Here is a 23866-nt window from a genome sequence, read left to right on the forward strand (position 1 = left end):
GTCACTTCTTTCCGCCCTTCTTCTTGATCGGCACGCTGCGCAGGTCGCCGTACCAAAGCACGTTCGGCCCCTTGATCCAGACTGTCCCGAATACCACCGGGATCGGCCGTCCCTCCTCGGCAGTCGGGGCGTCGAAGTCGGCCAGGGCGGCCGGCTTCGGCGAGGGAGGCTTCGGCGCTAACGCGTAGCTGATGATCGCCGAGACAATCATCACGGCCAGCTGCACCCAGAAGTTGAACACCGCCATCACCACGTCTGGACCGGTGCGCGCCGGCACCAGTTGCTCGAGCAGCCACGCCACCGCCACCAGGGCTGCGAGCCAGATCGGATGGAGGATGATGTCGCAGTTCTTCCGATTCATCAGTACACCGGGTCGGAGCCGTAAGGATTCTTAGTGGGGATGTAGGGCATGCCGCCGTAGCCAGGCGCGTTGTTGAACTTGCTGTCGCAGGTGGCCAGGCTGTGGTCACAGCCCGGATAGAAGTTCATCGTCATCGACGGCGACAGGCCGATCGGCGAAAGATCGACGCCCACTGCAGTCCCGGTGTGACCGAGGATGAAGCGCCGCTCCCACACGCCTGTTTCGATCTCGTACTCCAGGTAGCCGCCTTCCCAGTAGCCGTCCGGCTGCCCGGCGAATTCCGCCGCGCTCACCTGCAGGCCCGCGACAGCCGTGACGGTCGCCACCACCTTGTGGTCATCCGCGTTGACGCCACATCGGTAGAGCACATGTGGACACTGGCGCTGGTACGTCCGGCGCAGCCCAGGGCGGCGCATGCTGACCGAAGACGGCTCGAGGCTGATTTCGGCTTGGGACCCCACGCCAAAGCTGCAGGACAGCACGGCGCCGCTCCATAGCACGGCGAGCTCGCCGTCGCCGGCGTGGTACTGCTGCAGCGTGAGCGCCAGGCGACTCGAAGGCGCGCCAGCCTGGTAGAGCGCGGCGATCTCGAAGTCCCGGGGAACGGAGAGCTTCAGGCCGGACCGGTTGAGCTCCGCGCCCTGCTCGATCGAACCTCGCCGAATCACCCGCGGCAGGAAGGTGTTCCCGCCCACCGCAACGGCGCGGTCGGCCGACGTGAAGCGATACACCTTCGCGTCCCGGTGGAAGGTATAGAGCTCGACCGGGCGGCCCTGGTCGGCGCTGCGCTCGGTAGCGTCATACGTCATGTCGGAAGCCCCGGAAGCTGCAGGTCGTTTGGGCTACGTCGCCCGACCACCAGGCAAACTCCGCCACGTCACTCTCCTGGCGCGTCAGGCTCAGCCACGAGACGAGCGCGAACCCCTCTGGCGCCACCTCGACGCCGAGCGCGCTGTCGAGCGTCAGCCGCTCCACGCTCGCACTAAGCTCGGAAACGGCCGTGACCCGGCGGTAGAGCACCGTCCCGTCGATCAGCTCGATCCGCAGGTCTCGACGCATCGGATCGCCGGCCAGATTGGCCGCCACCCCGCACCAGTGCACGTCCAGCGTCGTCGATCCGGCCGCGATGGTGGCCGCGGGCAGAAGATCCTCGGACCAGCTGGGCACCCAGATCGCGCCACGCCGCCCGTCGAGGGCGAACAACTGCGATCGCCAAGCGGCGATCTCCGATCGGCTCAGCAAGGTACGCCGCGCCCTGAACAGCGGCAGCGGCGCGCCCACGGGGTCATCGACCAGCACGGGGCCAGTGCCGGCATCGATGGTCGTGCTGCGGCGATCAAGCTGGACCAGGGGATCCTCGGCCCAGTCGATGGCCTCCTCGAGCACCGGGTAGCCGCGGTAGGCAGCCGCCCCGATTTCCTCAGGCCAAGCCGCAGGACGGTCCATCTCGAAGCGAAGGCGAACCGAGGCCACCTGGCCGGTGAACCGCGGCAGGGCCGCAGGCACATCCAGGCGAGCCACAGGGGCCGGGATCACCTGCGTGCCGGCCGGCCAAGCCTGTGCGGTCGCGCCCGCAAGGGTCACCACCCCGCCGGCCACGGATGCCACCTCCGCTAGCTCGATCTGGCGGGGAGAATCGCCGAGCAGTGCAACTGGCTCACCGGCAGCGAACTGGCGCCCCTGCGGGTCCACGGGAACGACCGTGGAGCCGCTCGGCAGGGCCGCCTCGAGCGTCAGCGCGTCCGGCCACAGCGGCACGGCGAAACGACCATTGCCATGTCGCCACAGCACCGACTCCAGCCAGGCCCGGTCGGAACCCTGCGCCAGGACCCGGAACTCAAACTGCTGGCGCGGCCCGAGGCGCAGGCTTCGGCGCTGCTCTTCGCCGCCGTGGGCCGGCAGCGTGTCGGTGAGCCACTCCAGCCACTCGCGGATGCCAGAGCCCCAATCTGGCGCCCAGCCCCAGGGGATGATGCCTTCCAGGCTCATCAGGCCATCCCCAGCAGCTGGCGCACGCGGCCTGGGTTCCGACCGATGTGATTCATCACGACCTTCTCGCCGTCCGGCCCACCCATGGAGTCCGGAACGAAGCTCGGGTCGAAGATGTTCAGGATGCGGTAGCCAGGCGCCGGGCGACCGCCCTCGCTGTACCGCGCGTTCTCGGCCCGGCTCAGCACCCGCTCACCTTCCTGTAGGATCGCGGGGATCTCCCCGGCGCGCAGGTTTACGCCTTCGTGGAAGCGCGGCGCCTGACCCCAGTAGGCGGCGAACGTACTGCGCGGAATCATGCGCGTCGTGCCCTGCCCCGCCATGCCGCCACCGTGGTTCACGCCCACCGGAACCGGCGACGCGCCACCGCCGCCACCGAAAGCGCTGAACATGGACAGGATGATGCGCTGTGCCAAGGCCTGCGCCGCCATGCGTGCGAGTCCCTGGATGAAATTGACCACCATGTCCTTGAAGGCGTCCTTGAACGACTTAGCCCCGGTCGCCAGGTCAGTGAAGAACCCGGTGAGGGCATCGACAGCGCCCTGTTTGGCCTCGTTCTTGAACCGCTTCTGGCTCTCGGTGATCTGCAGTATCTCCGTGTCCAGCTCGCGAAGCACCGCCAGGGTCTCAGGCGTTGGCGCCTGGTTGTAAGCCGCCGCAGCCTCGGCCCGCAGCTTGCGAAGCTGGACCAGCGTTTCCTCGCGCACGCGCTGCAGGGCGCGCTCGGCATCAACGGGCGACGTTCCGCCGAGTTCCACCTGGCTATTCAGGTAGTCCGTCTCCGACCGCAGCGACGCAAGCGCGGCCGACGTCCTGCTGCTGATCGAGTCGAGGCGCTGCTTCGCCAACTCGGCGTTGAATACCCGGTCGACCAGCTCCACACCGAGGGAATTCCCCTCGCGCAGGAGCTTCTCGCGCAGGGCCGAGAATTCCTGACCCAGCCGGACGGCAGCCGCGGCTTCGACGTTGCCCTCGAGCTCGAGCATCCGGATGCCGAGGTTCTGGAGCTCGTTGGCGAGCTCGCGCTCGGCCGAGGCCTGCTCCCGGGCAATGCGCGGGCCGATCTCGGCGCGATCGCGCTGGAGCTTGATGATGGTGGTCAGGGCCTTGCCCTGGGCCTCGACCGAGGTTGCGGCCTGCAGGTCGGCGTGGGCCGCCTGGAGGGCCAGATCGATGGACTGGCGCTCCAGCTCGGCCTTCTTCGTGAAGAAGTCCCGCATGCTGATCTCGCCGTCTTCGTACGCCTGTTCCAGGGCCCGCATGGCGCGCTGGGTGGCATCCTGGAGCAGTTCCAGACTGTCGGCGGCAGCGCGAGCAGCTGATCCACCGTCCCCTTGCAGTCCGGCCGAACCGGGCGTACTGGCGCTACCAGGTTCCTCGATAGAGAACTTGCGGTCGATTGCCGCAGCCGCCAGCGCATCAAAGTCGGCGCGAATCGCCTCAACACGATCCTCAGTCTCAAGTGCTGCGGTCGTTACCTTGTCTTTGAATTCGTCCCACGCAGATCCGCTCGAGCGCACCGTGTTGGCGTACTCCCGGAGCTTCTTGGCCGCAGCAGCATTGAGCCCGAACGCGTCGGTAGCCTCCATCGCGGCTGCGTAGTTCGACAAGCCCGCCGCCAAGTTGTCACGCAGCAGATTGAACGCCCCCTTGAACGCCGCCTTGATTCCCTCGGCGGCAACCATGGCTGCGAGCTTGGTTCGTTCGAATCCAATCAGGAGGTTATTTACAAAAGCGATACCTGCCAGCTCCACCTCAAGAAATTCGTTCTTCAGGTAAGTACCGATCTCCCATCCCACGAAGGCGGCAAACACCGTTCCAGCCGCGGCCTTCAGCCTCGAGGCCCACGTCACTGCCGTTTTGATCCCAAGGGTCTGGGCGAGACTCGTGGCGATGACCTGCTGTTTGTACAGGGCCAGAGCGGCGGTCGCTGCCGCGATGGTCGCGGGCGCAGCCTTGAACACCAGAAAGTATGCGACAGCAACCTTCGTGGCCGTGATCATCGTACTGACGATCAGCGGCAGGTTCTCCGCGATCGCACGCAGGAAGCTGATGATTCCTTGTGCAGCGGTGTTGGCCTCGTTCGAGTCCTGGATGAAGCGCAGCACCGCGTTTGAAAGTTGAGAGAAAGCGCCGGCGATGGTCTGCGGGATGTTCTTCGCCTCCTCCGCGAGCCGATCCTGCTGCGTCAGGATCGCGTTCACCAGCAGCTCCGGCGTCAGCTGGCCCTCCTTGGCCAGCTTCCGCAGGTCCTCCGCCCCCTTGATCCCCAACTCCCGCAGACCGTCCTGGATGGCCTGGGCCAGCCGCGGCGTCTGCTCGAGCACCGAGTTCAGCTCTTCACCGCGCAGCTGACCCGACGCCAGGCCCTGACCAAGCTGCACGATGGCCGCGTTCAGCCCCTCCTCCGAGGCAAACGAGAGGCGGCCGGCCTGCAGGATGGCCTCCGTCAGGTCGGACTGCTGCTGCCCCCCGAGGCCCAGGCGCTGCGTCGACCGGCTCAGGCGCGCGTAAAGGTCCACCGTGGTGGCCAGCGACACCTGGTTCCGCTGTGCGATCGCGAAGGTGTCGCGCTGGGCTTTGTTGAAGCCCTGCTGGTCCTTGGTGGCCAGCTTCAACCGGCCACGCAGGAGGTTCGCCTCGTCGGCGAGCCGAGCGAAGGTCTGCACGCCCTGCAGCGAGGCGTAGCTCGCCACAATCCCCACCACCTGAGCACGCACCGCCTTGAGCCCGGCGACGAAGCGGTTGTTGTCCGCGCTCAGCGCCTCGCGGGCGCCGCGCTTGACACCCTCCAGATCCTTGCGCAGGGCAAGCAGGCCGTTCTTGATGTCGGCCAGGTCGGCGCTGATGCGGACGCGGAGGTTGGTTTGCGGGGTGGCCATGTCAGCGTCTCAGGGCTCGTAGGTAGGACTCGAAATGGTTCTTCTCGTACTTGCTTGCCACGCGTACATCGATCAGCGCCTCGGCTCGATCCCGGTTCCGGGCCCTCACCGCAGCTTCGGTGAAGAGCCGAAGCTGCCGAAGGGTGTAGCGGCGGATATCCTCGAGGCGATGTCCGCGGCTGATCAGGAGCTGGATGGCGTCGGCCCACCCCCACTGGCCGGCGGGCTCTTTCGGCCCGCGCCCAGGAGCGGCGCGAGCCTCTGGACGAAAAAATCCCGATTGACCTCGAACACGGCCGTCGCCAGCACCACGAACTCGTCGAGCTTGCCCTTGGCGATCCACGCGGGCTCCCTGCCCACACAGATGGCCACACCCTCGTACAGCTCTTCGCCATGCGAGCCGATCAGGTCCATCAGCAGGTCGAGGAAGCCCAGCTCGTTGGTGTCCGGCAGGGAGTCCATCGCCAGCACAACGTTCACAGCCCCCCGGCACTTGCGCACCAGCTGTGGCACCTGACCGATCTCCAAGGGCCGCACCTCGATTGCTTCGCCCAGGTACGGGATGCTGGAGCCTGCGGGCTCCAGCACTTCGAGTTCATCGGACATGGTCGATCAGTCCTCCATCTCGATCGTGGCGTACTGGCTGATGCCCACGCCCGTCTTCGCCGTGTCGGCCAGGAGCGCGCCGTTGACCTCGCCGGCGCCGTAGTCCTCGCCGAGGGCCGCGAAGGCCTGCAGCACGCCGCCCGAGACCTTGTGGCAGGTGATGCGGGTGCGCTTGCCCGACTGGGCTTCGTTCAGGCCCATGAACACGATCTCGTACTGCTTGTTCGGGTTGACCAGCGCCTGCACCCTCTTCTGTGCCGCGTAGGTGTAATCCACCGCGATGTTGGCAGCGCCGGCGACCGGGTCGGTGATGGCGCTGCCGCTCGGGATGTACAGCTGGCCATCGCGCAGCTCGTAGTCGTCACCGACGGTGTAGGGCGTGCCGCCACCGACCGGCTCCACCGAGGAGATGGCCGTGGCGATCCTCGCCAGGGGCGCGTAGCCGCCCTTGTAGGCCACCACTGCCTCGGCGGTCGCACTGCCGGCAGTGATCGTCTCGATGGCGGCACGCAAGGCGCGGGCGAAGTTCTCGGCGGCGAAGTCGTGGAAGGTGTAGGCGATGTCCACGCCGGTGACACGGCGCACCTGGTTGCGCAGGCCGCCGCCGGGCTTGGTGAAGTCCTGCTGCTGCAGCACGTTCTCCTGCGGCGAAAGGGTGAGGGCCGAGCAGTTGCCCACCTCCACGAACGGCGCGGCGGCGCCCTTTTCGCGGATCAGGATGTTGCCGGAGCCGATGTAGCTTTTGTCTTCCATGGTGGTGTCCTCGGGGTGGTGGGTTAACGCAGCACGTGCGCGGAGTAGATGACCGTCAGGCCAAGCCACTTCACGCCGGGCTCGGGCTCGATCGGGCTTGCGGAGACGAACGTGGGCAAGGCACGGCCTGCGCCGAAGCGCGGCGCCTGGCCGTCAATCGCCCGGGTGATGTCGTCCAGCAGGTCGTGAAGTCGTGCCTGATCATTGGTGCTGTCGACGGCGATCTTTCCGACGATCACGATGCTGGCCTTGCGATGGGTGCGCGCCAGGCCAGGCTGGTCCGGCGGCTCGAGCCGGCCGAGCGCCAGGCCGATCACCGCGGAGTCGGACTCGGGGACGCGCGACGGCTCGCGCGTGACCGCGAGCCCCGCATCGGTGCGGAACCCGTTGGCCACCGTGATGCGCTGCAGGCAGGCCTCGACGTCACCGAGCAGCTGCCAGGTGGTGGGCTCAGCCATGGGTCACCACCCAGCGCGAGATCGACTGGTCGCGCGACTCAGGGATGTCGAGGGTGTAGGTCGTTCCGTCGACGAGCACGGTGGCGCCACGTACCGGGTCCGGGACCTGTCGCAGGAGCAGGCTCACCATGGTGCGGCGACCGACCACGGTGGCCAGGTCTTCGCCGAACTCGGCGATCCCCTCGTCCACCATCACATCGCAGGAGATTGGGTCTCCGCCGGGCGGGGTATACACGGCGTCGTCGGCCAGGCCAGCGGCCTTGAAGGCAGCCAACAGGGTGTCGTCCATGTCACGTAGGGCGTCGCGCTGGCTCATCGCCGGAACTCCCGCGCCCAGGCGGACGCCACGGCCGAGTAGAGGGATCGTTCGAAGTTCTCGGGGAACCGGCGATCGAAGAGCCGCTGGGCCAGATTGAAGATGCGGTAACGCGGGCGGTAGCTGACGCTGCTCACGAAGCGCAGCACGCTGCGCACGGCGCTTCCCAGGCGGCCCAGCCGGATGCGCTGGTAGACGCCGGCTGCCAGGCGGCCTCGGCGCTGATTGAGCGCAAAGAACTGCGTCGTGTAACCGGTCTTGCGCCCCTCGCGCCGGTTGCGCCGGCCGCGGCTGGCGGCGGACTCGTTGGCCGTCGCGTCGCCCTGGGCGCCGATCTGGGACAGGATGCGGTTGACCTGGCCGAGCGAGATGTTGCCCCAGGCGTCGAGCTGCGCACCGGTACCCGGCACCACGAAGTGACCGGCCGGCAGCAGGCCTGCGGCGACGAGCTTGCGCTCCTTTCCGGTCTGGCGGCGCGTGCCGCCCATGACCTGCGCCTGCAGGTACTTCGCCGGAGGAGTGCCTTTGAAGGCCTCGTCGCGCAGAAAGACCTCGGCCGTCAGTCGCTCGCGCGTCGCCTTGTGGTAAAGCACGGCCCGCTGGGTGAGCGGCGTCGGCCGATCGAACACTCGGGTCATGACTTCGGCCCATTCCTGCCGGGTCTGGAAGGCGGTGTCATTGAGCGCCCGCTGCATCGCGAACGGCAGCTGCTTGCGCTCGAGGTCGGTGAGCTGCCGGCCGAGCACGTTGCCAGGGTCCACCGCGATGGAAAGCAGCTGGCTCACTCGCCTTTACCCTCCTCCCCTTCGGGCTCCACGACCGTGCCCTGCTTGGCCGCGATCGCCTCGAGCTTGGCGTTGCAGCGCTGGAGCGCCGCCTTGCGCTCGGCGGCCACATGCGGACACATCGAGAGCGGGCCCTCGGCGATGAACTCCGGGCCGGTGAGCACGCTGTCGACCGGCACGTAGACGTAGCGGATCACCACCTGGGTGACCGGGCGCACGGCGCCCTCCGCGCCAGGCAGTCGGGTGGACGGAGTCGAAGCACAGCCGGCCAGCAGGCCAACAATCAGTAGCCAGACAAGGCGGGACATTGGGCCTCCAGGTTGGCAAGGGCCCGGGCGCAATCCGGGCGCTTGGATTCGACGGCGAACTGATCGACGAACCGCTTCAGGGTGCGGTCGGCGTCGCGGGCCTCGGCCTGTGCCCGCGCGATGGCCGCACGGGCTTGGGCGTCAAGCTCGCGGGCGTCGCGCTGGGCGCGGTCGAGCTCGGCCTGCAGCGTCTCGACGGCGCGACCCCATTCGCGGTTGGCCACGGCCAGCTCCGCAGCGCGAAACTCGAATGCGTCACGCGAAGCGGTCAGGCTGGCGACCTCGGCCTGGGCCGTATCCCGCTCCCCCTGCGCCGCGGTGACGGCGGCCGACAGCACCAGGTGCTGCAGCGCCAGTGCGCCGAGCAGCGCCACGATGGCACCCAGCAGCCAGGGGGCGGCCTGGGCGGTGATCAGCTTGCCGATCACGACGCCGACTCCACGACCCGGGCTTCGTCCTCACGCCGGAGCTGCAGGCCCGGGATGTGCGGCCACAGCCGCTTCATGGCGCGGATCTCGGCGGCGTTGCAGCGGACGTCGCCGGCGGGAGCGCAGACGTCGCGGATGGCCCGCTTCTCGCGGTTGCGGTCGCCGCGCATCGACCAGCCGCGGTTGTAGCCGAGGCTGGTGTTGCCCGCCTGCGCGTTCACGGTCAGCCGGTGCCAGCCCTCGCCCAGGGCGCGCTCGGCGGCCAGCTGGTAGGCCGGCAGCGTGGATCTCAGGAAAACCCGCTCGGCGTAGGCATAGTCGATGCGGATGTCGCGGTGCTGGGCGACGAATGCCTTGCAGGCGGCCTCGCCGACAATGCCGGACGCAGTGGCCAGACGCTCGACGTCGGGGTGCTCGTGCCACTCGGCGCGGATCGCCGCCGGCGTCTGGTGGCCGAAGTCATAGCCCACGCCGCCGGTCGGGCCGCTGGCGCCGGGCGGGCAGATCAGGCCCTGGTAGAGCCGGGCGTACCGCGCCGGGGTGCCAATCTCCCAGCGAATGATCAGGTCCGCCGCCACCGGGGCCCCGCCCCACGTCCATTCACGGGGCCCCGGCGACGGGGAGAGCGCCTCCTGGCTCAAGGCCTGCACCGCAAGCGTCGCCGGCACCAGCACCTCGGCGGTGCGCAGCTGGGCGGTCTCGGCTGCCGGGGTGACCACGGCCGCGACCTCGGCCTGCGCCTCCGCGACAACCGGCGTGATTGCGGCCTGCAGCGAACCGGCCCCGTTCGGGCCGGCGCAGCCGGCGATCACCAGTGCGGAAAGAAGAACAGCGACCAGATGACGAGAAAGCCGAGCCATGCGCGGATCTCCTGGGACAGGGTTTGGTGGGCGGCGTGGTCGCCGTTGGCAGCGCGCCGGATCAGCTCGGCGCGGTAGGTGTTCTCGAGGTTCATGCCGGTGGCGCGCATCGACAGCGAGGTGGCGGCGCCGGCGGCAATCGCGTAGCAGGTGATGACCGGCAGCTCGGCCAACCAGGCCACCAGGTCACCGGTCATGCGCATGCCGGGCAGTGCGCCGAGCACGATCCAGCCCAGCAGGGTCAGCAGCACCATCAGCGGGAGCCAGAACGCGAAAGCCTTGAAGTGGGTGGTCATCGGGTGCGCGCCTCTCGCTCGAGCGCCTGCAGGCGCTGTTCGTGGTTCACCAGCTGGCCGGAGTTCGCGTTCACCTGCCGGATCACCACCTCATCGAGCCGCGTCGTCAGCACGCGGAACTCGGTCTTGAGCTCGGTGATTGCCTGGCCCTGGGCCTCCTGTCCGCTGCGGATGTCCTTGAGCGTGTCGCTGACGAAGAACGCGACCACGCCGAACAGGATGGGCATAACGAAGCGGTTGAGCAGCTTCGCGAAGGTCGACTCGGCCGCGGCCTCCAGGCGGTGGCCCTTGGCGTCGTCTGTGTCGTCGCGGCGGCGGTGGGTGTGCATGTCGTCTTGCACCATCGGCTCCGGGTTCGGGGGCGGCTCCGGGGCTGGCCGGAGCCGCCACGAGGGCGAGTTCCTGCTGGCGTCAGGCGACCGCGGAGTTGCCCGGGGTCAGCTTGATCGTGCAGGTGGTCTCACCGTCGGCACCGGCGACCCAGGCCACCGCGCCGCCGGTCACGTCGCCGGTCGCCGGCGTCGCCGCGCTGTCGTCGAAGGCGCCAAGGCCGCCGTTGGCGCTGACGTCGAACACGAGCTTCTCGCCCTGGGCGAACACCGCGCCGCTGACCTTCGGGACGCCGCTGAAGACGCCCTCGACGGCCACGCTGCCGGTCTCGCCGTTGGCCAGGGCCACCAGCGCCACGCCGATCAGGTTGCCCACCTTGACCACCTGGCCCGAGGCAACCGCGCTGCCCGTGTCGTTGGTCCACTGGATGACGTTGCCATCCGATTCGTAGTTCCGTGCCATGTTGCTTCTCCTGGGAAAGGGGTCGGGGTTGGCCGGAGGCCGAAGCCTCCGGCCGGTCGATCAGCCGTTGCGCACGGCGCCGCGGTAGTCGATGGCGGCGATGCCGAAGTCCAGGCGGACCTTCCAGCGGGCGCCGTCGACGCTGAAGCCCTCTTCCATGTCCAGGAAGGGCTCGTCCTGGCCGTCCAGGAAGGCCACCTCGATCACCGGGGCGTCGGCCGGGTCGGCGAACAGGTACCACTTCGAGTCGGCGATGCGCGGCGAGTCGACCACGTCGCGGAACAGGCCACGCACCTTGTTCGGCTTGTGCAACTTGTTCGCCGTGTCCGGGTCGTACTCGGCCGAGTTGATGACGCGGGCGGTGCCGCCGTAGGACAGCGGGCCGAGCCAGATGGCCGGGCGCAGGTCGAGGAAGTCGTTGTTGCCCACGCCCTTCTGCGCCGCCAGCTTCACGCGGGCCGCATCGACCGCCTCGACGCTCGGCGCGGCGGCCGCCTCGAGGTTGCCGTGTTCGTTCGAGAACAGGGCGTAGCCATCGCCCATGGTCGGGTTGGAGGCCAGGTAGGCATAGACGTCGGCCTCGACGGTCCGCTTGGCGGCGCGCGCGAGCATCGCGGCCAGGCCGATGAAGGCACCGAGGTCGTCGTTGATGATCGCCTGCCGCGACAGGTTGATGATGTTGCCCTTGGTGCCAGCCGTGATGCTGGCCTTCTCGCCGTCCGGGATCGCCTTGTTCTTGAACTCACCGAGCTCGTTGAGCGCGTCCAGGTTGCCCAGGCTGCCGGTGCGGTAGCGCGGGTGGGCACGGAAGTCGCTGACGCTACCGCGGGCGCAGAAGCGCGACCAGGTGTCCGGCGCGACCGCGTAGGACGCCTGCAGCGTCCGGTGCATGGCGTTCTCCAGCAGCACGGGGAAGTCGCTGCCCGACTGGGTGAACGCGCGGCCCACCAGGTCGAGCTTGTTCAGGCCGGCCGTGCGCACGCCCAGGCGCTCGAGCGAGAAGCGCGCCATCTCCAGCAGGGTCATGCCGCGGTAGGGATTGTCGTTGGCAGCGCGAACGCGCTCACGCGTGGCCGGGTCCACCACCATGCCGCGGGCGAGGATCACGTCCGCCGCGGCGGCACGCATCTTGTCGGCCTCGTCCACGACGGTGTCGACGCGGTTGAGGTTGCCACCGGCGGCCTGGTCGCGGGTGGCCAGCTGGTCGAGGATCTGGGCGCGCACCTGGTCGACCGAGAGGTCGCTGCGGATCCACGCCGGGGCGTTGTCGTCCATGCTGTGGCGGCGGGCGAGTTCGTTGATCTGCGCGGCGCGCTCGTTCGCGTCGGCGACGGCGTTGGCCGGCGCGGCCGCCGGTGCGACCGGGGTCGGGTTGTCGTTGGCCGGCGCCGCATCCGCGGCACGGGCGGCATTGGCCGGGGTGGGAGCGGGGTTCGGCATGTCGATCTCCTGGGTGTTGGTCGGTGCGGAAGCACGGGTGAACACGCAGGGGAAGCCCTGCGCGGCATCGGGGGACTGGCGGGTGCTGCTGCCGGCGTCGGCCGGCACGGTGACGAAGCTGATCTCGGTGGGCTGCCACTCGACGGCGCGGTAGGTCGGGATCTCGCCTTCCTTGCGATCGACCAGGTAGCGCTGCACGATGTAGCCGACGGAGATGTTGCGGATGATCCCGTCGACGATGTCCTTGACCAGGCCAGCGATTTCTTCGCGGGTGGACAGGCGCAGGACCGCGCGACCCTCGCCATTCTCGATCCAGGCACGCTCGACGACACCAATTTGGCCGTTCAAGCCCCAGCGATTGTGGCTGTCGAGCACCGCGGCGTTGCCAGAGGCGAGACGGGACAGGTCGCAGGCGCCCTCTTCGAGGGAGAGCTCCTCGTTGTAGTACTCACCGTTCCACCAGTCGTAGCGGCGCACGGACGCGCCGGTGGTCCAGACCACCTCGATGGTCCGGGCCTCCGAGTCGAACGTACTGGGCAGCAGCCGGGCCTGGCGCAGCTGCGGAGGAAGCAGTCGGGTAACGTCGGGCATCTCAGGGATCCTCGGTAGTGTCGGCGGGCGGCTCGGCAGCCACCTGGCCGCTGGACATGAACAGGCGCATCAGTTCGAGCGCGCCGGAGCTGCGCATCTTTTCGAGGTCGCGCCCCATCTCCGCGAACACCTGGTCCGGCTTGTAGCCGCGCCGGCGAAGCGATTCGGACGGGGACAGCAGGCCGCTCTTGATCTGGTCCGCTTCGGCACGCACGTCTTGGTGCGGGTTGACGTAGTCCCAGCGCGGCGTGCTCCAGTCGACGTCGTAGTCAGCCTGGGCGACCTTGCCGCCGAGCACGGCGGCGTCGACGAACCAGCGCCACACACCCATGCAAAGCTTGGGCACCAGCACCAGCCACTGCACCTGCTCGCAGTCGCGGCGGAAGTCGATATGCCGGATCCGGGCACTGGAGAAGTTGACTTCCTTCATGTCGCCCGTCATCGACTCGTAGGGCACGCCGATACCGGCCGCAATCAGGTGCAGCTGCAGCTTCACGTAGGCGGCGTAGTCCGAGCTGGTCTTCGGCTCGATCTGCTGCATGTTCAGGCCGGGGGCGACCTCGGTGATTCCGCCGCTGGGCAGCACGCCCAGATCGCCGTACGTGCGCTTCCCATCCCCACCCTCCGCCGGCTGGCCGAAGGATTCGGGCGGGTTGCTCATCTGGGTGGCATCGCCGGAAACCACCAGCCCGAGGCGGGTCTCCAGATTCTTGCGCTGCAGCTCCGCATCCTCGTAGAGCATCAGGTCGCGAGCGCGGGCAATCACCGGCGCCAGACGCGTGATGCCGCGACCCTGGCCAGGCCGGCTCGGACGAAACAGGTGGATGATGTCGGCGGCCGGCACAGGCTTGCTGTCGATACGCAGCGGGCGCCCTTGGTACTCGCCGGGGTGGGTGCTGAAGAGCCAGTAGGCCCGTGGCTTGCCGAGCAGGTCGTACTCGATGCCGTTGATGATCTGGCCGCCGTCGCTGGCGCTGCCCTGCTTCGCGCTGTCGAGCCAGTCGATCTCCAGCAGCTGCACCTGGAGTGGCACCGTGAGCGCGTCGCCCGGGCGGCGAACGCGCCGTCGGATCAGCACCTCGCCGTCCTGCTCCATGGCGTGGTAGGCGGCCGCCTGCAGGCCGTAAAGATCGAAGATCCCGTCGGCGTCGGCCTGGGGAACCCACTGCGACCAGAGCGTGTCGAGCACCTCGGCCCCGCGCTTGGCGAGCGAACGGGGCTCGATGCCCGTGCCCACGGTGCAGCTGACGAGCGAGCGCAGGGCATGGGTGATGTACGGGACGTTCTTGACCAGCGATCGGGCCCGGATGCGCAGCTCGCGCGCGTCGGCCCGGTGGTCGGTATTCGCGCTGGCGCCGGCGCGGCGCGGGCGCCACCCGTCCGTGCGCGCCGCGCCTTCGTAAGCACGCTCGAGCAGGGCGCGGGCGCGGCGGCGGCGCAGGCCGGCCTCCGGAAAGAACACCCCCACCATGCGGTCGACGAAGTTCATGCTCAGTCGCCCCGCATCGTCTGGAAGGTGTAGCGCCGCGTCGCCTTGCGGTTGCCTGCCGCCGCAGAGGCCGCCGCCGCCAGCTGGCTGGCGACGTGGTTGCGCGCCGCGATCAGCTCGTCCATCGAGCGGTAGCGCACGCGCCGGTCGCCGTACTGCACCTCCAGCGAGCTGGAGGCGATGGCGGCATCGAGGCGGTCCAGATCGGCCTGGGTGTAGGCCATCTCAGCGGCACCGCAGGGTGGTGGTCGAGCTCATGGTTGAGCATCGTCCCGGCCAAGTGTGGTCGTGTCTCGGGGGAATGGACCACACTCCAGGCCGCGCCACGCCTAGCTTTCAGATTTCTGGCCCGCCTCGCTGAGCACTCGATAGAGAGTTTTGTGGCTCATTCGGTAGCGCTGGCACACCCACCGGACGGACCGGCCTGATGCCAGGTCTGCCTTGATTCGCTGCACCGGGTACTGCTGGAAGTTGAAACCTGCCGGGATGTAGAGGTCCTGCGCCGGATACTCCTTCACCAGGTAGTCCACGACCGCCTTCACCACGTCGTGGATCTCGCGGCTGTCGCAGCGCAGCTGCATGGCAGCGCCGATTGCCAGCTCCTCGGTGAGCTCTTCGACCCGCGCCTTGCGTCGGGGCACCTTCCGGCTCACCAGTTCCGCCTCCAGCCAGTGCCTGGCGCCGATGCCGATGTTCCACGGGAACCCTGCGGCGCCGCGGCGGGCGTCGATGGTTCCCGTGGAACATCATTCTCGGGGACAGCCAGCCGCTGCTCGCGCAGGTCCCAGTCCGCCTTCGTGAGGCGGTGCAGGCGCAGCTCCGGGTGGTGCGTGGCCGCGTACGCGTACACCCAAGTATCGAGCGGCTCGTTGCGCGGCGCGCCGCGGCGCTTGTCGAAGCGGTTCTTGGCCGGGTTGTAGGTTTCGCTCACCAGGCCACCGAAGTACTCCGGGGGCAGTTCCTCGCTGAAGCGCACTTGGCGCTGCTCGGGCGGCTTGTCGGCGTCGGCGCTCAGGCGGCCGTAGAGCATATGCTTGATGCCCACTGTGCCCACGTGGTGGATCTTGATCCCGCGCTTGTCGAGCTGGCCGCGCCAGTTGATGTCCACCAGCGTGCCCTTGCTCAGCACCGGGGCGTTGTTGGCCTTGGCGCCGAAGATGGCGATGTGCCGGCGAAGCAGACGCTTTCGAGCGAACGCCTTGACCGCCTCGGTGCGGTGGCCGCCGGCATCCTGGGCGCTGGCCTCCACGCGCAGCAGCCGGCCGTCTGCACGCTCGATCGGCCGCGACAGCAACTCGGTCAGCGCCAGCCACACGTCGTCTTCGGCTGGGTCACCGGGCAGCTCGACGTAGTCGATGGGCCAGCACACCAGGCCTCGCCCCCACCCGACCAGCTGCACCGCCAGGCGGTCGTCCTGAGTGTCGATGCCTGCGGTGACGGCCAACACCCAGTTCGGCACCGGCCGCAGCGGCAGCGGCTCGACGCGATCGGCGATCACGTTGTGCTTCACGGTACGCATCGCCGGGTCTTCCCAGGCCTCGGCCAGGCGATCGTTGATGAAGGTCTTCAGCTTCGCCGGGTCGTTCTGTGCGTCGACCCACTCACGCACCAGCTGCAGCCAGCGCGGGCCGCGGCCGATTTTGTAGTAGAGGCCGTTGGCCGCGTAGCCGCGGATCTCGGCGCCAGGGTTCTCGGCCACCCAGCCGCCGGCGTCGATCATGGCGTCTTTCTGGTGCTCTTCGATGACCACACCGCACTCGCGGCAGACGTACCAGCAGGCGCTGGCGTCGGGTGTCCAGTGCAGGCCACTCCACTCGAACGGCTGGCGGTGGCCACAGTCGGGACACGGCATGTACCAGCGGCGCTGGTCGCTCTTGGCGTACAGCGCGTCGATGCGGCAGATGCCGCGGATCTCCGGCGTGCCGACCTTCAGGCGCTTGTAGGTCGCCGGGAAGGCGCTGTTGCGCCCGTCGAGCATCTGGTCGGGATCGTCACCGCTGCGGCACGCGCTGGCGAAGCTGGAGAACTCGTCAACAATCAGGGTGCGTACCGACGTGGACTTCAGGCGCGCCGGGTTGCCGGCATGCTCCAGGTACAGCTGCCCACCCTCGAACTCCTTGAAGGTGCGCCGGTTGGCGGCGTCGCGACTCGCCGTGCTCGACAAGCGCCGGCGCACGGCCGGCGTTTCCTCGAGCAACGGGTTGAGCTTTTGGTCGATCCACTTGTCCAGCGAGACCTGGCCCGGCAGGCACACCATGACCGGTCCACCCACCTCGTCGATGGTGTAGCCCAGGACATTGCACTCCAGCTCCGACTTGCCGAACTGGATGGGAAAGCGGCAAACGACTTCGCGCACCGGACTGCGGGCGCTGAAACAGTCCATCGGCTCCACCAGCAGCGGGTTGCGTTCGTTTCGCCAGCGGCCCGGCTCGTTGCTCGCCTTCGACGACAGCACGCGGTTCGCCGCAGCCCACTCGCTCACGCGCATCGGCCGGCGCGGCGCCACGGCCCGTGAGATGGCGCTGGCGATGCGGGCCTGGGCGCTCATGCTTGCTCCCGCCGGGCAACGGCGCCGAAGGCGCGGGACAGTTCCTCGAGGCGGTGCTCGATGGCCTCGCCCAGAACCACGCGGATGCGGCCCTCATCGGCGATCGCCGAAAGCTCAGGTGCGAGCGTATCGGGCAGGTTCTCCAGGCTGCCACGGAAAGTGGCTACGGCGCTCTTGATCAGGTGCTCGACCTCAGCGGCCTCCAGCAGCTCGCCGACGCGCTGGCGGTAGTCGAGCTCGGCCGCCTTGGCGTCCGTCTCGGCCTTGTCGGCCAGGGCCTTGGCGCGGCGCTTGGCGTCGCTGCTCTGGGCCACCTCGGGCGGGAGCGTTTCGTCGCCCTCTGGATCTTCCGGCTCGGCCGCTGCCGTCGCGGCGCCACGGGCTGAGGCATGGCGTTCTGCCACGCCCGCCTTGCTCGGGTCTGCCGTCCCGCGGATCAGCGCCAAGGACTCCTCGACTCGCACCTTCTTCCCGTCGGCCGAGAGCACGAGCCGCCCCTCTTCCTGCAGCTGGGTGATGTAGCTGGGGGCCGCCCCCAGGATCCGGGCGAAGGCCTTGCGGGACACCTCGCCGCCCTCAGCGCCAGCCATGCCTACCGCCTCCCCTTCTTTCTTCCACGAGAGCGATGCGAGAAGGCCCGCGCCCGCGCGCGACCGCACCTGTGCGGGGTGCCGGCCACCCCGCACAGGTGGCCGCACGCCCGAGAGCCGCGCCCCGCCTGCCTTGTGCGGGGTGTGCGTGGTGTGCGGGGGTGGGCACGTGTGCGCGAGTGCGTTTCGCACAGTGGTAGCCCGGGCCGATTCGTGCGCACGCGCCCGCGTTAGGCCGAACCCCGCACACCACGCACAAGCCTTTCCTGTCGCGGCTTTCAGCCCCGCACGTCGCCACGCACACCCCACGCACACCGCGCACAGGCCCGGCCATCACTTCGCCTCCCGGTAGTCTTCCAGCTGCTGCTGGAACTTCGAGTGGCACTCACCCAGGAACAGCGCTTCGGAGGTGCCCTCGGGCACCTGGTAGCTGCCGAGCATCAGGAAGCTGTGGGGGCCCAGGACCTTCGACCCGGGCTGGTAGCGCTTTCGCACCCTGGGGCCGCCGACCACGTCGCGCTGGCGGATCAGGCTCACGACAAACTTGGACTCCGGAGCTGGGCGGTACCCGTGGCGGCTGCACCAGAGCCGGTAGGCCTCGTACCAACCTGTCGTAGTCGCGGGCATGGGCTCGAGGCCATGGATGTTCCCGGTGACCAGGTCGTCGTGGAAGCGGATCGGGCTGTCGAGGCCGAGGTTGATCAGCTGCGACTTCGCCTCCGTCTCGGGCGGCAGGGTGCCCGGCCCGAAGTCGCCGAGGTCCAGGTGAAGGAGGTAGTCGTGCAACGCGGCGACGCCACCGTTGCGGATCTCGGCCAGGACCTCCGCGTAGTAGTCCGGGCCGCGCTTCTCGGGCGTCCAGATCACGCAGTGGCGTCGGTCATCCTCCTCGAGCACCACCGGCATCGCTTCGTTCGACAGGAACACCAGGTTCACGTGGTTGCGTTCCCAGTGAGCCGGCAGGTTCTTCGGATTGATGCGGATGCGATCGCCGGTGATCAGCGACTTGAGCTTGTTCTTGATGTGGTAGACGTCGGATCGTGCGACCACCTCGTCGGCGATCATGAACAGCTTGCGGCTGGCCCAGTCGTTGAACTTGTCTTCCACGGCCGACTGGTCGAGCACGTCGCCGTACTCGCCGTAGATCTGCATCACCGACTCGAACAGCAGGTTCTTGCCGGTGCCCTGCGGGCCATGCACGACCACCGTCGACTTCATTTTCGCGCCGGGGTGCTGGATCGGATAGGCGATCCAGCGCAGCACCCATTCGTAAAGGCGATTCGGGTCGCGGTCCTGGCTGCACATGAAGCGCAGCAGGTCGAGCAGGCGATCGCACTTGCCGGCCTTCGGCGTCGTCGGCCACCCGGCGTAGAGGTTGCAGGTGATCTCCGGGTCGCGCCCGGTCGGGTCGAAGCCGACTTCGCGAATGCGGACGATCTGCCGATCGGGCGATTCCTGCCAGGCCCGGTGGATGTACTTGTTCACGCAAGCGTCGCGCATGTCGCTCACGGTCATGATCACGTGCTCGACGCGATCGAATACCGAGGAGCCATGGGCGTAGATCAGCGGGAAACGCTCGATGAGCTCACTAGTGGTGAGGAACGGCGACAACTTGCCGCCCCCCGCCCCGCCTGGTGGTGATGTCGGCGCGCGGTTGGGCGCCTTCCACCCCAACTCGGCGACGCGGTTCTCGATCTGCGTTCGCACCAGGTGCAGGCCGGCAGTGGCGTGCAGGTCGTTGAAGTCGGTGGCCTTGACGCCGCGCTCGAGGAAGCGCCGCCGGCGCGCCTCTTCATCGGGAAACGAGGGCGTCAGCCAGGCGCCGCCGAATTCGAGGGCCGCCGCGCTGGCCGCGGCGACGCCGGCGTTTGCAGCACGGTGTTCCTGTCCACAGCTCGGGCAGGTCTCCGGATGTTCGGCCAGCACCAGGCGCGCCTTGCAGGCCTGACACTTCTGCAGCTCGTCGTCGTCCGCCAGGATCAGGATGCGGACGTCGCGGTAGCGCTTTCGCAGCGCCGCCGCCACGGCTGGCACGTTGCCGGCGTCGAACGCCACGGCTACCGGGTAGCCGGTCGCCATGTGCGCGCTGGCCGCCGTGGCATAGCCCTCGGCGATCAGCACGATCCACTGCGGCGCGCCGATCAGATGGAAGTGGCCTTGCTTGACCGCGCCGGCGGGCCAGTACTCCTTGGCCGGCCGCTTGTCGGCCGAGGCCTGCTTCGCCGAGCGCAGCAGCTGCAAGCCGTGGATCTGGCCCTGGGCATCGAGCATCGGCACAACGGCCGCGCCCTTGCCCGAGTAGCGCAGGCCGAAGCCCTGCACGCCCTTCGCCGCCAGGTACTCGGAGTCGCCGTCTTCGCTGAGCTTCGCCCAGGCGGCGGTGGCGCGCTGGGCGGCCCGCTCGGCCAGCTGCTTGCGCTCCTGGTCAGCGCGCCGGCGATCGGCGGCCAGCCGCCGCTTCAGGGAATCGCGTTGCTCGGCGCTGAACGCGGCGTCGCGCTTGCGCAGGTCGATCTTCTGCGCGCCATTGTCGGCGCCGCGCCACACGCCGTAGCTGCCCACCAGCACCAGGTCGCCACCCGAGAGCGGCAGCTCGTGCAGGATGTACCAGCCGCGCTTCTCGCGGTCGCCCTCGACGCGGCAGCGGCGCATGCGCCCGACCTCGAGGGAGGTGACGTGCAGGCCGGCGGCCTGCAGCTGGGAGAGCACGTCGTCGTAGTTGCTCGCCACTTTTCAGTAACTCCCGGGGCCGCTAACTACACAATCGACGGGGTCCGAATTACCCCCGAAGGCACCCCCTAGGGAGGACCCGCGACCGGCCCCCTGCCCTTGCCGCCCCGTGATCCCGCAGCAGGCTGCGCCCGTCGCCCGCCCGCGCTGCCAGCCCCACAACAGGGGAGCTGGGGCACGCAGGGGCATGGTGGGCAGCACGCGGGGCGTCATCGGCGCGGCCTTTCCGCCGCAGGGGCGGGGGCCGGGACCTTCGCCAAGCGGTACCACCGCTCGACGTGCTCGATCGCTTCCCCGCTCAAGACTGCCCAGCCTCGTTCTTTGGCAGGCACAGCGGCAGCTGCGGCGCCGCTGGCACCTCGCTCAGGCGGGCACGGATCTCCAGCTGCTCGGCTTCTGAGAGCGGTGGCGGCCGGGACTCCAGGCTCTCCAGGATCGCGGCGACCTGCGCCTTGGACCGGCGGAGCCGGCTGTCGCGCAAGCCGAAGCTGGCGCGTGGACGAGTCATTCACCGACGCCCTCCCCTTGCCTGGCCGGCCTCCTTGGCCGTCTGATGCGCCACGCACAACCGGGCGCCGAGCTCCTGCCGCAGCAGCGAGATGGGTGCGTCGCACTCTTCGCAGAACGGCAGACCTACCCCATGGCGCGTGGCCTCGGAGATGGCAACGTCAAGGTCACGCTGGACGCGCTCCTGCACGTGGTCCATGAAGTCAGGCATGCTCGACCTCACCAGGCGCGGGAGCAGCGGATACACCCGCCGCGATAGGTGGCAGTAGCTCTTCGCCATGATTCGCCGCAGATGTGACGGCGGGCTCGCCCTGCCTGACACCTGCCCGGCGGTCGTGGCTTAAGCAGTAGTCCACATAGGCCTGCTCACGCCGGTCGTACACGTCAGCCATGCGCGCGCCCCTCCCGCCCGGCGACCGCCATCGAGCGCAACTTGTTCAGCAGGTGAACCAGGGTGGTGTGCACCGAGGCGGTGCTTCGAGCCAGCTCGAAGTACTCGTTGGTGGTGACCACGCCGTCCTCCAGTGCCGACTTCAGCACCTGGGCGAACTCGCCCTTCGCGGCACTTGCGTCCAGCACGCGGCTCAACACGCCCGTACCGTCCTCAACATCACCGGCGAGCTCGAGCACGTAGCCGTGATTACCCGCGAGCGTGTGCAGGATGCGGTGGTCGCCCGTGACCGCCATGATCAGGTCCGCCTCGGCCAGGGAAAGGTGGTGCGTGCTGCAGTTAGGGTTGACCTTGTTGCGCAGCACCGCTGGCGACATGCCGATGCGGGGGCCCAAGGACTCGCTGCCGCCCGGGTAGCTATGGACAGTCAGGTAGGCTGCATCGGTGACGTTCATGCAGCCCAACCCCGCACGTAGTGTTGGCGAACCCGCCGCGAGACCCTGCGGCCATGAAGAATCTGCGCACCCAGGTGATCAGGCACTGGAGCACTGGCCACGGACCAGGGCGCGTGGCCGCCGTGCTGTTTGAGTTCGAGGCGCCGGTCTCCAAGGTAGGATGGAATTCCCCAACCCCAACCAGTGACCTGGGAGACCGGCATGAAGGATCTGCACACCGTCGGCGAGCACACCGTCACGCCCGAAGAGGCCCTGCAATGGGCCGTCGAGCGAATTGGCATGCACGAACGAGCAATTGCCTCAATGGCCGGCCGCCTGAATGGTCTGGCATATGCAGTGCAATGCCTCATCGCGACCCACCCAAAGATCGAAACCATGCAGCTGCTCTGGAAACAAGCGCTGCCAGAGGTTGTCGACGAGGAGATGGCTGGCAAACTCCATCAAACGTCGGAGTACCGCCAAGCTCTGCATTCGCAGATGGCAATGGTGCAGAAGACGATCGACGCCAGGCTCGAAGGACAAGATCAGAGCACCGATTAGCGTCGAGCTGCTCTGCCAGCACCTCCGGGTTAAAGCAATTCACGACCCTTATTGGGGTGCGGGAAGCATCCATTTCAGGCGGCCTCCGAGCCAGTGCCCTGACCCATCTGCCCGAAGACGTCGGGCTTGAGGACGAACCGAAGCTTCAGAGCGTGGACCTCAGCGACCGGGCCCTCGGGCCACTGGTAGATCGCCGATGGCGTGATGCCGAGCGCCCTGGCCAATGCGGAAGCGTTACCCCCGTAAGCGGCGATCGCTTCTGCCTTCGTGATGGGATGGATGTCCATGGGGCACCGAGTGTAAGCCGGCTTTCATTCTTTATGCAAGCCCCCTTTCATTCCGCGGTTGTAAGCTGGCTAACATGAGTACGCCCCTCGCCGAGCGCCTGGTCTTTGCCAGGGAATCGTCCGGATTCGCCAACACGAAGCGCGCCGCTGAGGCTGCGGGGATCACCCCTTCTGCCCTCTACCAGCTCGAATCCGGGAAGACTAAGTCGCTGGCCGGCGATACCGCTGAGAAGCTCGCGCGGATCTATCCAAAGTTCCGAATCGAGTGGCTTATCAGTGGCCGGGGGCACCCGACTTACGATGAGGCAGGTGCATTAGCCGCAACGGATCTGGGCAGCAGCCCCTCGTCTCACGATTTGGGAATCTCAGCTGAGAGGCTATCCGCATCGATCAAGCTGATCCGGCTCGCATGCGAGCAGCTCGATGTGCCCTTTGATCCTGAGGACGACGGCGATCTAATCGTCTTGGCGTATCAGTACCTACAGGGACTAGCAGAGAGCAGCGTGACGCCGGAGAACTTGGTCGATTTCACCAAGCGGCTAAGGCAGAAGGCTAGAGGGACGATCGATGCGAGCGAATCATCAGAACCTGGAGAAGCTGGCAGCGGCACTGGCAGAAAAAGTAGGTCGATCTACTCAGCCAAGTTCTAAGCCCAGACTGAGGGTAATACCTCGCATTGCCCCTACCCTATTCGACTCCATTACTCGCGAAAGCGTCATCAGGCGCGTTAGATTTCTACGCAACGCATATCGTCTCGATTGGCTTGTAGAGCAAGCGTGCTTCAACCAGCCTGCATTGGACTGCTTGCCTGACGAGCAGTTAGGTGCGCTTCTTCGAGATCTGGAGACGGCCAGAGAGTGCATTGCGGAAGGGATACCGTTCGAGGACGCTGACCTCATTCGTAGCACTGCGGACCAACTCCCAGACTTCGATTCGGCGTGAATGTAGTTGGCCTGCAATGGCCAGCATCAACCCAGGAATGACTTATGGCAGAGAAGAAGCCAATTTGGATCCCCACCTGGCTCGGCCTGCTCATTGCGGCGGCAGCGCTATGGATCGTAGTCAGAGTCATGACTGGAGGCGAAGACCTGTCGATAGGCCACGGACCATCGCCCGTTGCAGCGCAAGCGTCACGTGAGGCCGAGTGGATGGTGCGTGGCAAAGCAGCGGTGCTCGAGAAGCTCAAAGACCCCGACTCAGCCGACTTCCGGAATGTGCGATTCCACCAAGGCAAGGATGGGGTCCCCATGACCTGTGGCGAAGTGAACTCAAAGAACAGCTTTGGCGGATACGGGGGCTTCCAGCGCTTCATCTCCGCGGGCCGAGCGGACCTCACGTTCCTTGCCGAGCAGATGGACGCACGGGACTTTGCCGAGGTCTGGAATCAATTCTGTTCCGGCTGAGGGCTGGCGCGCGATACAGGCTGCGCCCAGGCAGGGGAGCCACCGAATCTTCAGCGCTCGA

Annotated in this window: 29 protein-coding genes; 3 read left to right on the forward strand and 26 right to left on the reverse strand. The window is 67.7% G+C overall.

Annotated features, from left to right (window positions below):
- Position 1 precedes the first annotated feature (1 nt).
- The 25 genes from F0415_RS12855 to F0415_RS05910 form a co-directional block, all read right to left on the reverse strand.
- Positions 2-361, reverse strand: coding sequence for a hypothetical protein (locus F0415_RS12855; protein WP_246149893.1), 360 nt, complete (start codon positions 359-361; stop codon positions 2-4).
- Entirely contained in the window at positions 361-1170 is an 810-nt protein-coding gene (locus F0415_RS05795; protein ID WP_149860250.1) for a phage BR0599 family protein, read from the reverse strand. Before F0415_RS05795 ends, F0415_RS12855 begins: the two co-directional genes overlap by 1 nt.
- A complete protein-coding gene (locus F0415_RS05800; protein ID WP_149860251.1) occupies positions 1160-2350 on the reverse strand; it encodes a hypothetical protein in 1191 nt (396 codons plus the stop codon). The genes F0415_RS05795 and F0415_RS05800 overlap by 11 nt, the downstream gene beginning before the upstream one ends.
- Positions 2350-5232, reverse strand: a complete 2883-nt coding sequence (locus tag F0415_RS05805) for a tape measure protein (protein WP_149860252.1) — start codon at positions 5230-5232, stop codon at positions 2350-2352. Before F0415_RS05805 ends, F0415_RS05800 begins: the two co-directional genes overlap by 1 nt.
- A 183-nt stretch (positions 5233-5415) precedes the next feature.
- On the reverse strand, positions 5416-5838 hold the full coding sequence (locus F0415_RS05810) for a hypothetical protein (protein WP_149860253.1): 423 nt from the start codon (positions 5836-5838) through the stop codon (positions 5416-5418).
- A gap of 6 nt (positions 5839-5844) precedes the next feature.
- Positions 5845-6591 (reverse strand): phage tail tube protein, encoded by a 747-nt coding sequence (locus tag F0415_RS05815; RefSeq protein WP_149860254.1) that lies wholly within the window; start codon positions 6589-6591, stop codon positions 5845-5847.
- A 23-nt stretch (positions 6592-6614) separates the two neighbouring features.
- On the reverse strand, positions 6615-7049 hold the full coding sequence (locus tag F0415_RS05820) for a hypothetical protein (protein ID WP_149860255.1): 435 nt from the start codon (positions 7047-7049) through the stop codon (positions 6615-6617).
- Positions 7042-7365 carry a head-tail joining protein gene (locus F0415_RS05825; RefSeq protein WP_149860256.1) on the reverse strand — a complete coding sequence of 108 codons (324 nt, stop codon included), beginning with the start codon at positions 7363-7365 and terminating at the stop codon, positions 7042-7044. The genes F0415_RS05820 and F0415_RS05825 overlap by 8 nt, the downstream gene beginning before the upstream one ends.
- Complete coding sequence (locus tag F0415_RS05830; RefSeq protein WP_149860257.1) at positions 7362-8150, reverse strand: hypothetical protein; 789 nt, start codon at positions 8148-8150, stop codon at positions 7362-7364. Before F0415_RS05830 ends, F0415_RS05825 begins: the two co-directional genes overlap by 4 nt.
- Positions 8147-8458 (reverse strand): hypothetical protein, encoded by a 312-nt coding sequence (locus tag F0415_RS05835; RefSeq protein WP_149860258.1) that lies wholly within the window; start codon positions 8456-8458, stop codon positions 8147-8149. The genes F0415_RS05830 and F0415_RS05835 overlap by 4 nt, the downstream gene beginning before the upstream one ends.
- Complete coding sequence (locus F0415_RS05840; protein ID WP_149860259.1) at positions 8434-8886, reverse strand: hypothetical protein; 453 nt, start codon at positions 8884-8886, stop codon at positions 8434-8436. Before F0415_RS05840 ends, F0415_RS05835 begins: the two co-directional genes overlap by 25 nt.
- On the reverse strand, positions 8883-9746 hold the full coding sequence (locus F0415_RS05845) for a lysozyme family protein (RefSeq protein ID WP_188310306.1): 864 nt from the start codon (positions 9744-9746) through the stop codon (positions 8883-8885). Before F0415_RS05845 ends, F0415_RS05840 begins: the two co-directional genes overlap by 4 nt.
- Positions 9695-10042, reverse strand: a complete 348-nt coding sequence (locus tag F0415_RS05850; RefSeq protein ID WP_149860261.1) for a hypothetical protein — start codon at positions 10040-10042, stop codon at positions 9695-9697. The genes F0415_RS05845 and F0415_RS05850 overlap by 52 nt, the downstream gene beginning before the upstream one ends.
- On the reverse strand, positions 10039-10383 hold the full coding sequence (locus F0415_RS05855) for a hypothetical protein (RefSeq protein ID WP_149860262.1): 345 nt from the start codon (positions 10381-10383) through the stop codon (positions 10039-10041). Before F0415_RS05855 ends, F0415_RS05850 begins: the two co-directional genes overlap by 4 nt.
- 70 nt (positions 10384-10453) lie before the next feature.
- Positions 10454-10834, reverse strand: a complete 381-nt coding sequence (locus F0415_RS05860) for a DUF2190 family protein (protein ID WP_149860263.1) — start codon at positions 10832-10834, stop codon at positions 10454-10456.
- 60 nt (positions 10835-10894) lie between these two features.
- The gene (locus tag F0415_RS05865) at positions 10895-12865 is read right to left on the reverse strand and encodes a prohead protease/major capsid protein fusion protein (RefSeq protein WP_188310307.1); all 1971 of its coding nucleotides are present in this window, start codon (positions 12863-12865) and stop codon (positions 10895-10897) included.
- Between the two features lies 1 nt (position 12866).
- Positions 12867-14354: a phage portal protein gene (locus tag F0415_RS05870; protein WP_149860264.1), complete on the reverse strand. Its 1488-nt coding sequence runs from the start codon at positions 14352-14354 to the stop codon at positions 12867-12869.
- A 2-nt stretch (positions 14355-14356) separates the two neighbouring features.
- Complete coding sequence (locus F0415_RS05875) at positions 14357-14578, reverse strand: phage head-tail joining protein (RefSeq protein WP_106990199.1); 222 nt, start codon at positions 14576-14578, stop codon at positions 14357-14359.
- A gap of 105 nt (positions 14579-14683) precedes the next feature.
- Positions 14684-15007, reverse strand: a complete 324-nt coding sequence (locus tag F0415_RS05880; protein WP_210244161.1) for a hypothetical protein — start codon at positions 15005-15007, stop codon at positions 14684-14686.
- Entirely contained in the window at positions 15004-16902 is a 1899-nt protein-coding gene (locus tag F0415_RS05885; RefSeq protein ID WP_149860266.1) for a phage terminase large subunit family protein, read from the reverse strand. Before F0415_RS05885 ends, F0415_RS05880 begins: the two co-directional genes overlap by 4 nt.
- On the reverse strand, positions 16899-17492 hold the full coding sequence (locus tag F0415_RS05890; protein ID WP_149860267.1) for a hypothetical protein: 594 nt from the start codon (positions 17490-17492) through the stop codon (positions 16899-16901). The genes F0415_RS05885 and F0415_RS05890 overlap by 4 nt, the downstream gene beginning before the upstream one ends.
- 333 nt (positions 17493-17825) lie before the next feature.
- Positions 17826-20222, reverse strand: a complete 2397-nt coding sequence (locus F0415_RS05895) for a DUF5906 domain-containing protein (protein WP_149860268.1) — start codon at positions 20220-20222, stop codon at positions 17826-17828.
- Between the two features lie 298 nt (positions 20223-20520).
- A complete protein-coding gene (locus F0415_RS05900) occupies positions 20521-20730 on the reverse strand; it encodes a hypothetical protein (RefSeq protein ID WP_149860269.1) in 210 nt (69 codons plus the stop codon).
- Positions 20731-21009: a TraR/DksA C4-type zinc finger protein gene (locus F0415_RS05905; protein ID WP_188310308.1), complete on the reverse strand. Its 279-nt coding sequence runs from the start codon at positions 21007-21009 to the stop codon at positions 20731-20733.
- Between the two features lie 104 nt (positions 21010-21113).
- Positions 21114-21575, reverse strand: coding sequence for a phage regulatory CII family protein (locus tag F0415_RS05910; protein WP_149860271.1), 462 nt, complete (start codon positions 21573-21575; stop codon positions 21114-21116).
- A gap of 201 nt (positions 21576-21776) precedes the next feature.
- Between F0415_RS05910 and F0415_RS05915 the strand changes: the two genes are divergently transcribed.
- A complete protein-coding gene (locus tag F0415_RS05915; protein WP_149860272.1) occupies positions 21777-22115 on the forward strand; it encodes a hypothetical protein in 339 nt (112 codons plus the stop codon).
- A 74-nt stretch (positions 22116-22189) separates the two neighbouring features.
- Here the strand turns inward: F0415_RS05915 and F0415_RS05920 are convergent, their stop codons facing one another.
- A complete protein-coding gene (locus tag F0415_RS05920; RefSeq protein ID WP_149860273.1) occupies positions 22190-22402 on the reverse strand; it encodes a Cro/CI family transcriptional regulator in 213 nt (70 codons plus the stop codon).
- 74 nt (positions 22403-22476) lie between these two features.
- Here F0415_RS05920 and F0415_RS05925 point away from each other — a divergent pair, with 74 nt between their 5' ends.
- Both F0415_RS05925 and F0415_RS05935 read left to right on the forward strand, forming a co-directional pair.
- Positions 22477-23052 carry a helix-turn-helix transcriptional regulator gene (locus tag F0415_RS05925; protein ID WP_149860274.1) on the forward strand — a complete coding sequence of 192 codons (576 nt, stop codon included), beginning with the start codon at positions 22477-22479 and terminating at the stop codon, positions 23050-23052.
- A 336-nt stretch (positions 23053-23388) separates the two neighbouring features.
- The gene (locus F0415_RS05935; protein ID WP_149860275.1) at positions 23389-23805 is read left to right on the forward strand and encodes a hypothetical protein; all 417 of its coding nucleotides are present in this window, start codon (positions 23389-23391) and stop codon (positions 23803-23805) included.
- Positions 23806-23866: the final 61 nt, after the last annotated feature.

Origin of the sequence: Arenimonas fontis (assembly GCF_008386465.1) — a bacterium.
Classification (GTDB): domain Bacteria; phylum Pseudomonadota; class Gammaproteobacteria; order Xanthomonadales; family Xanthomonadaceae; genus Arenimonas; species Arenimonas fontis.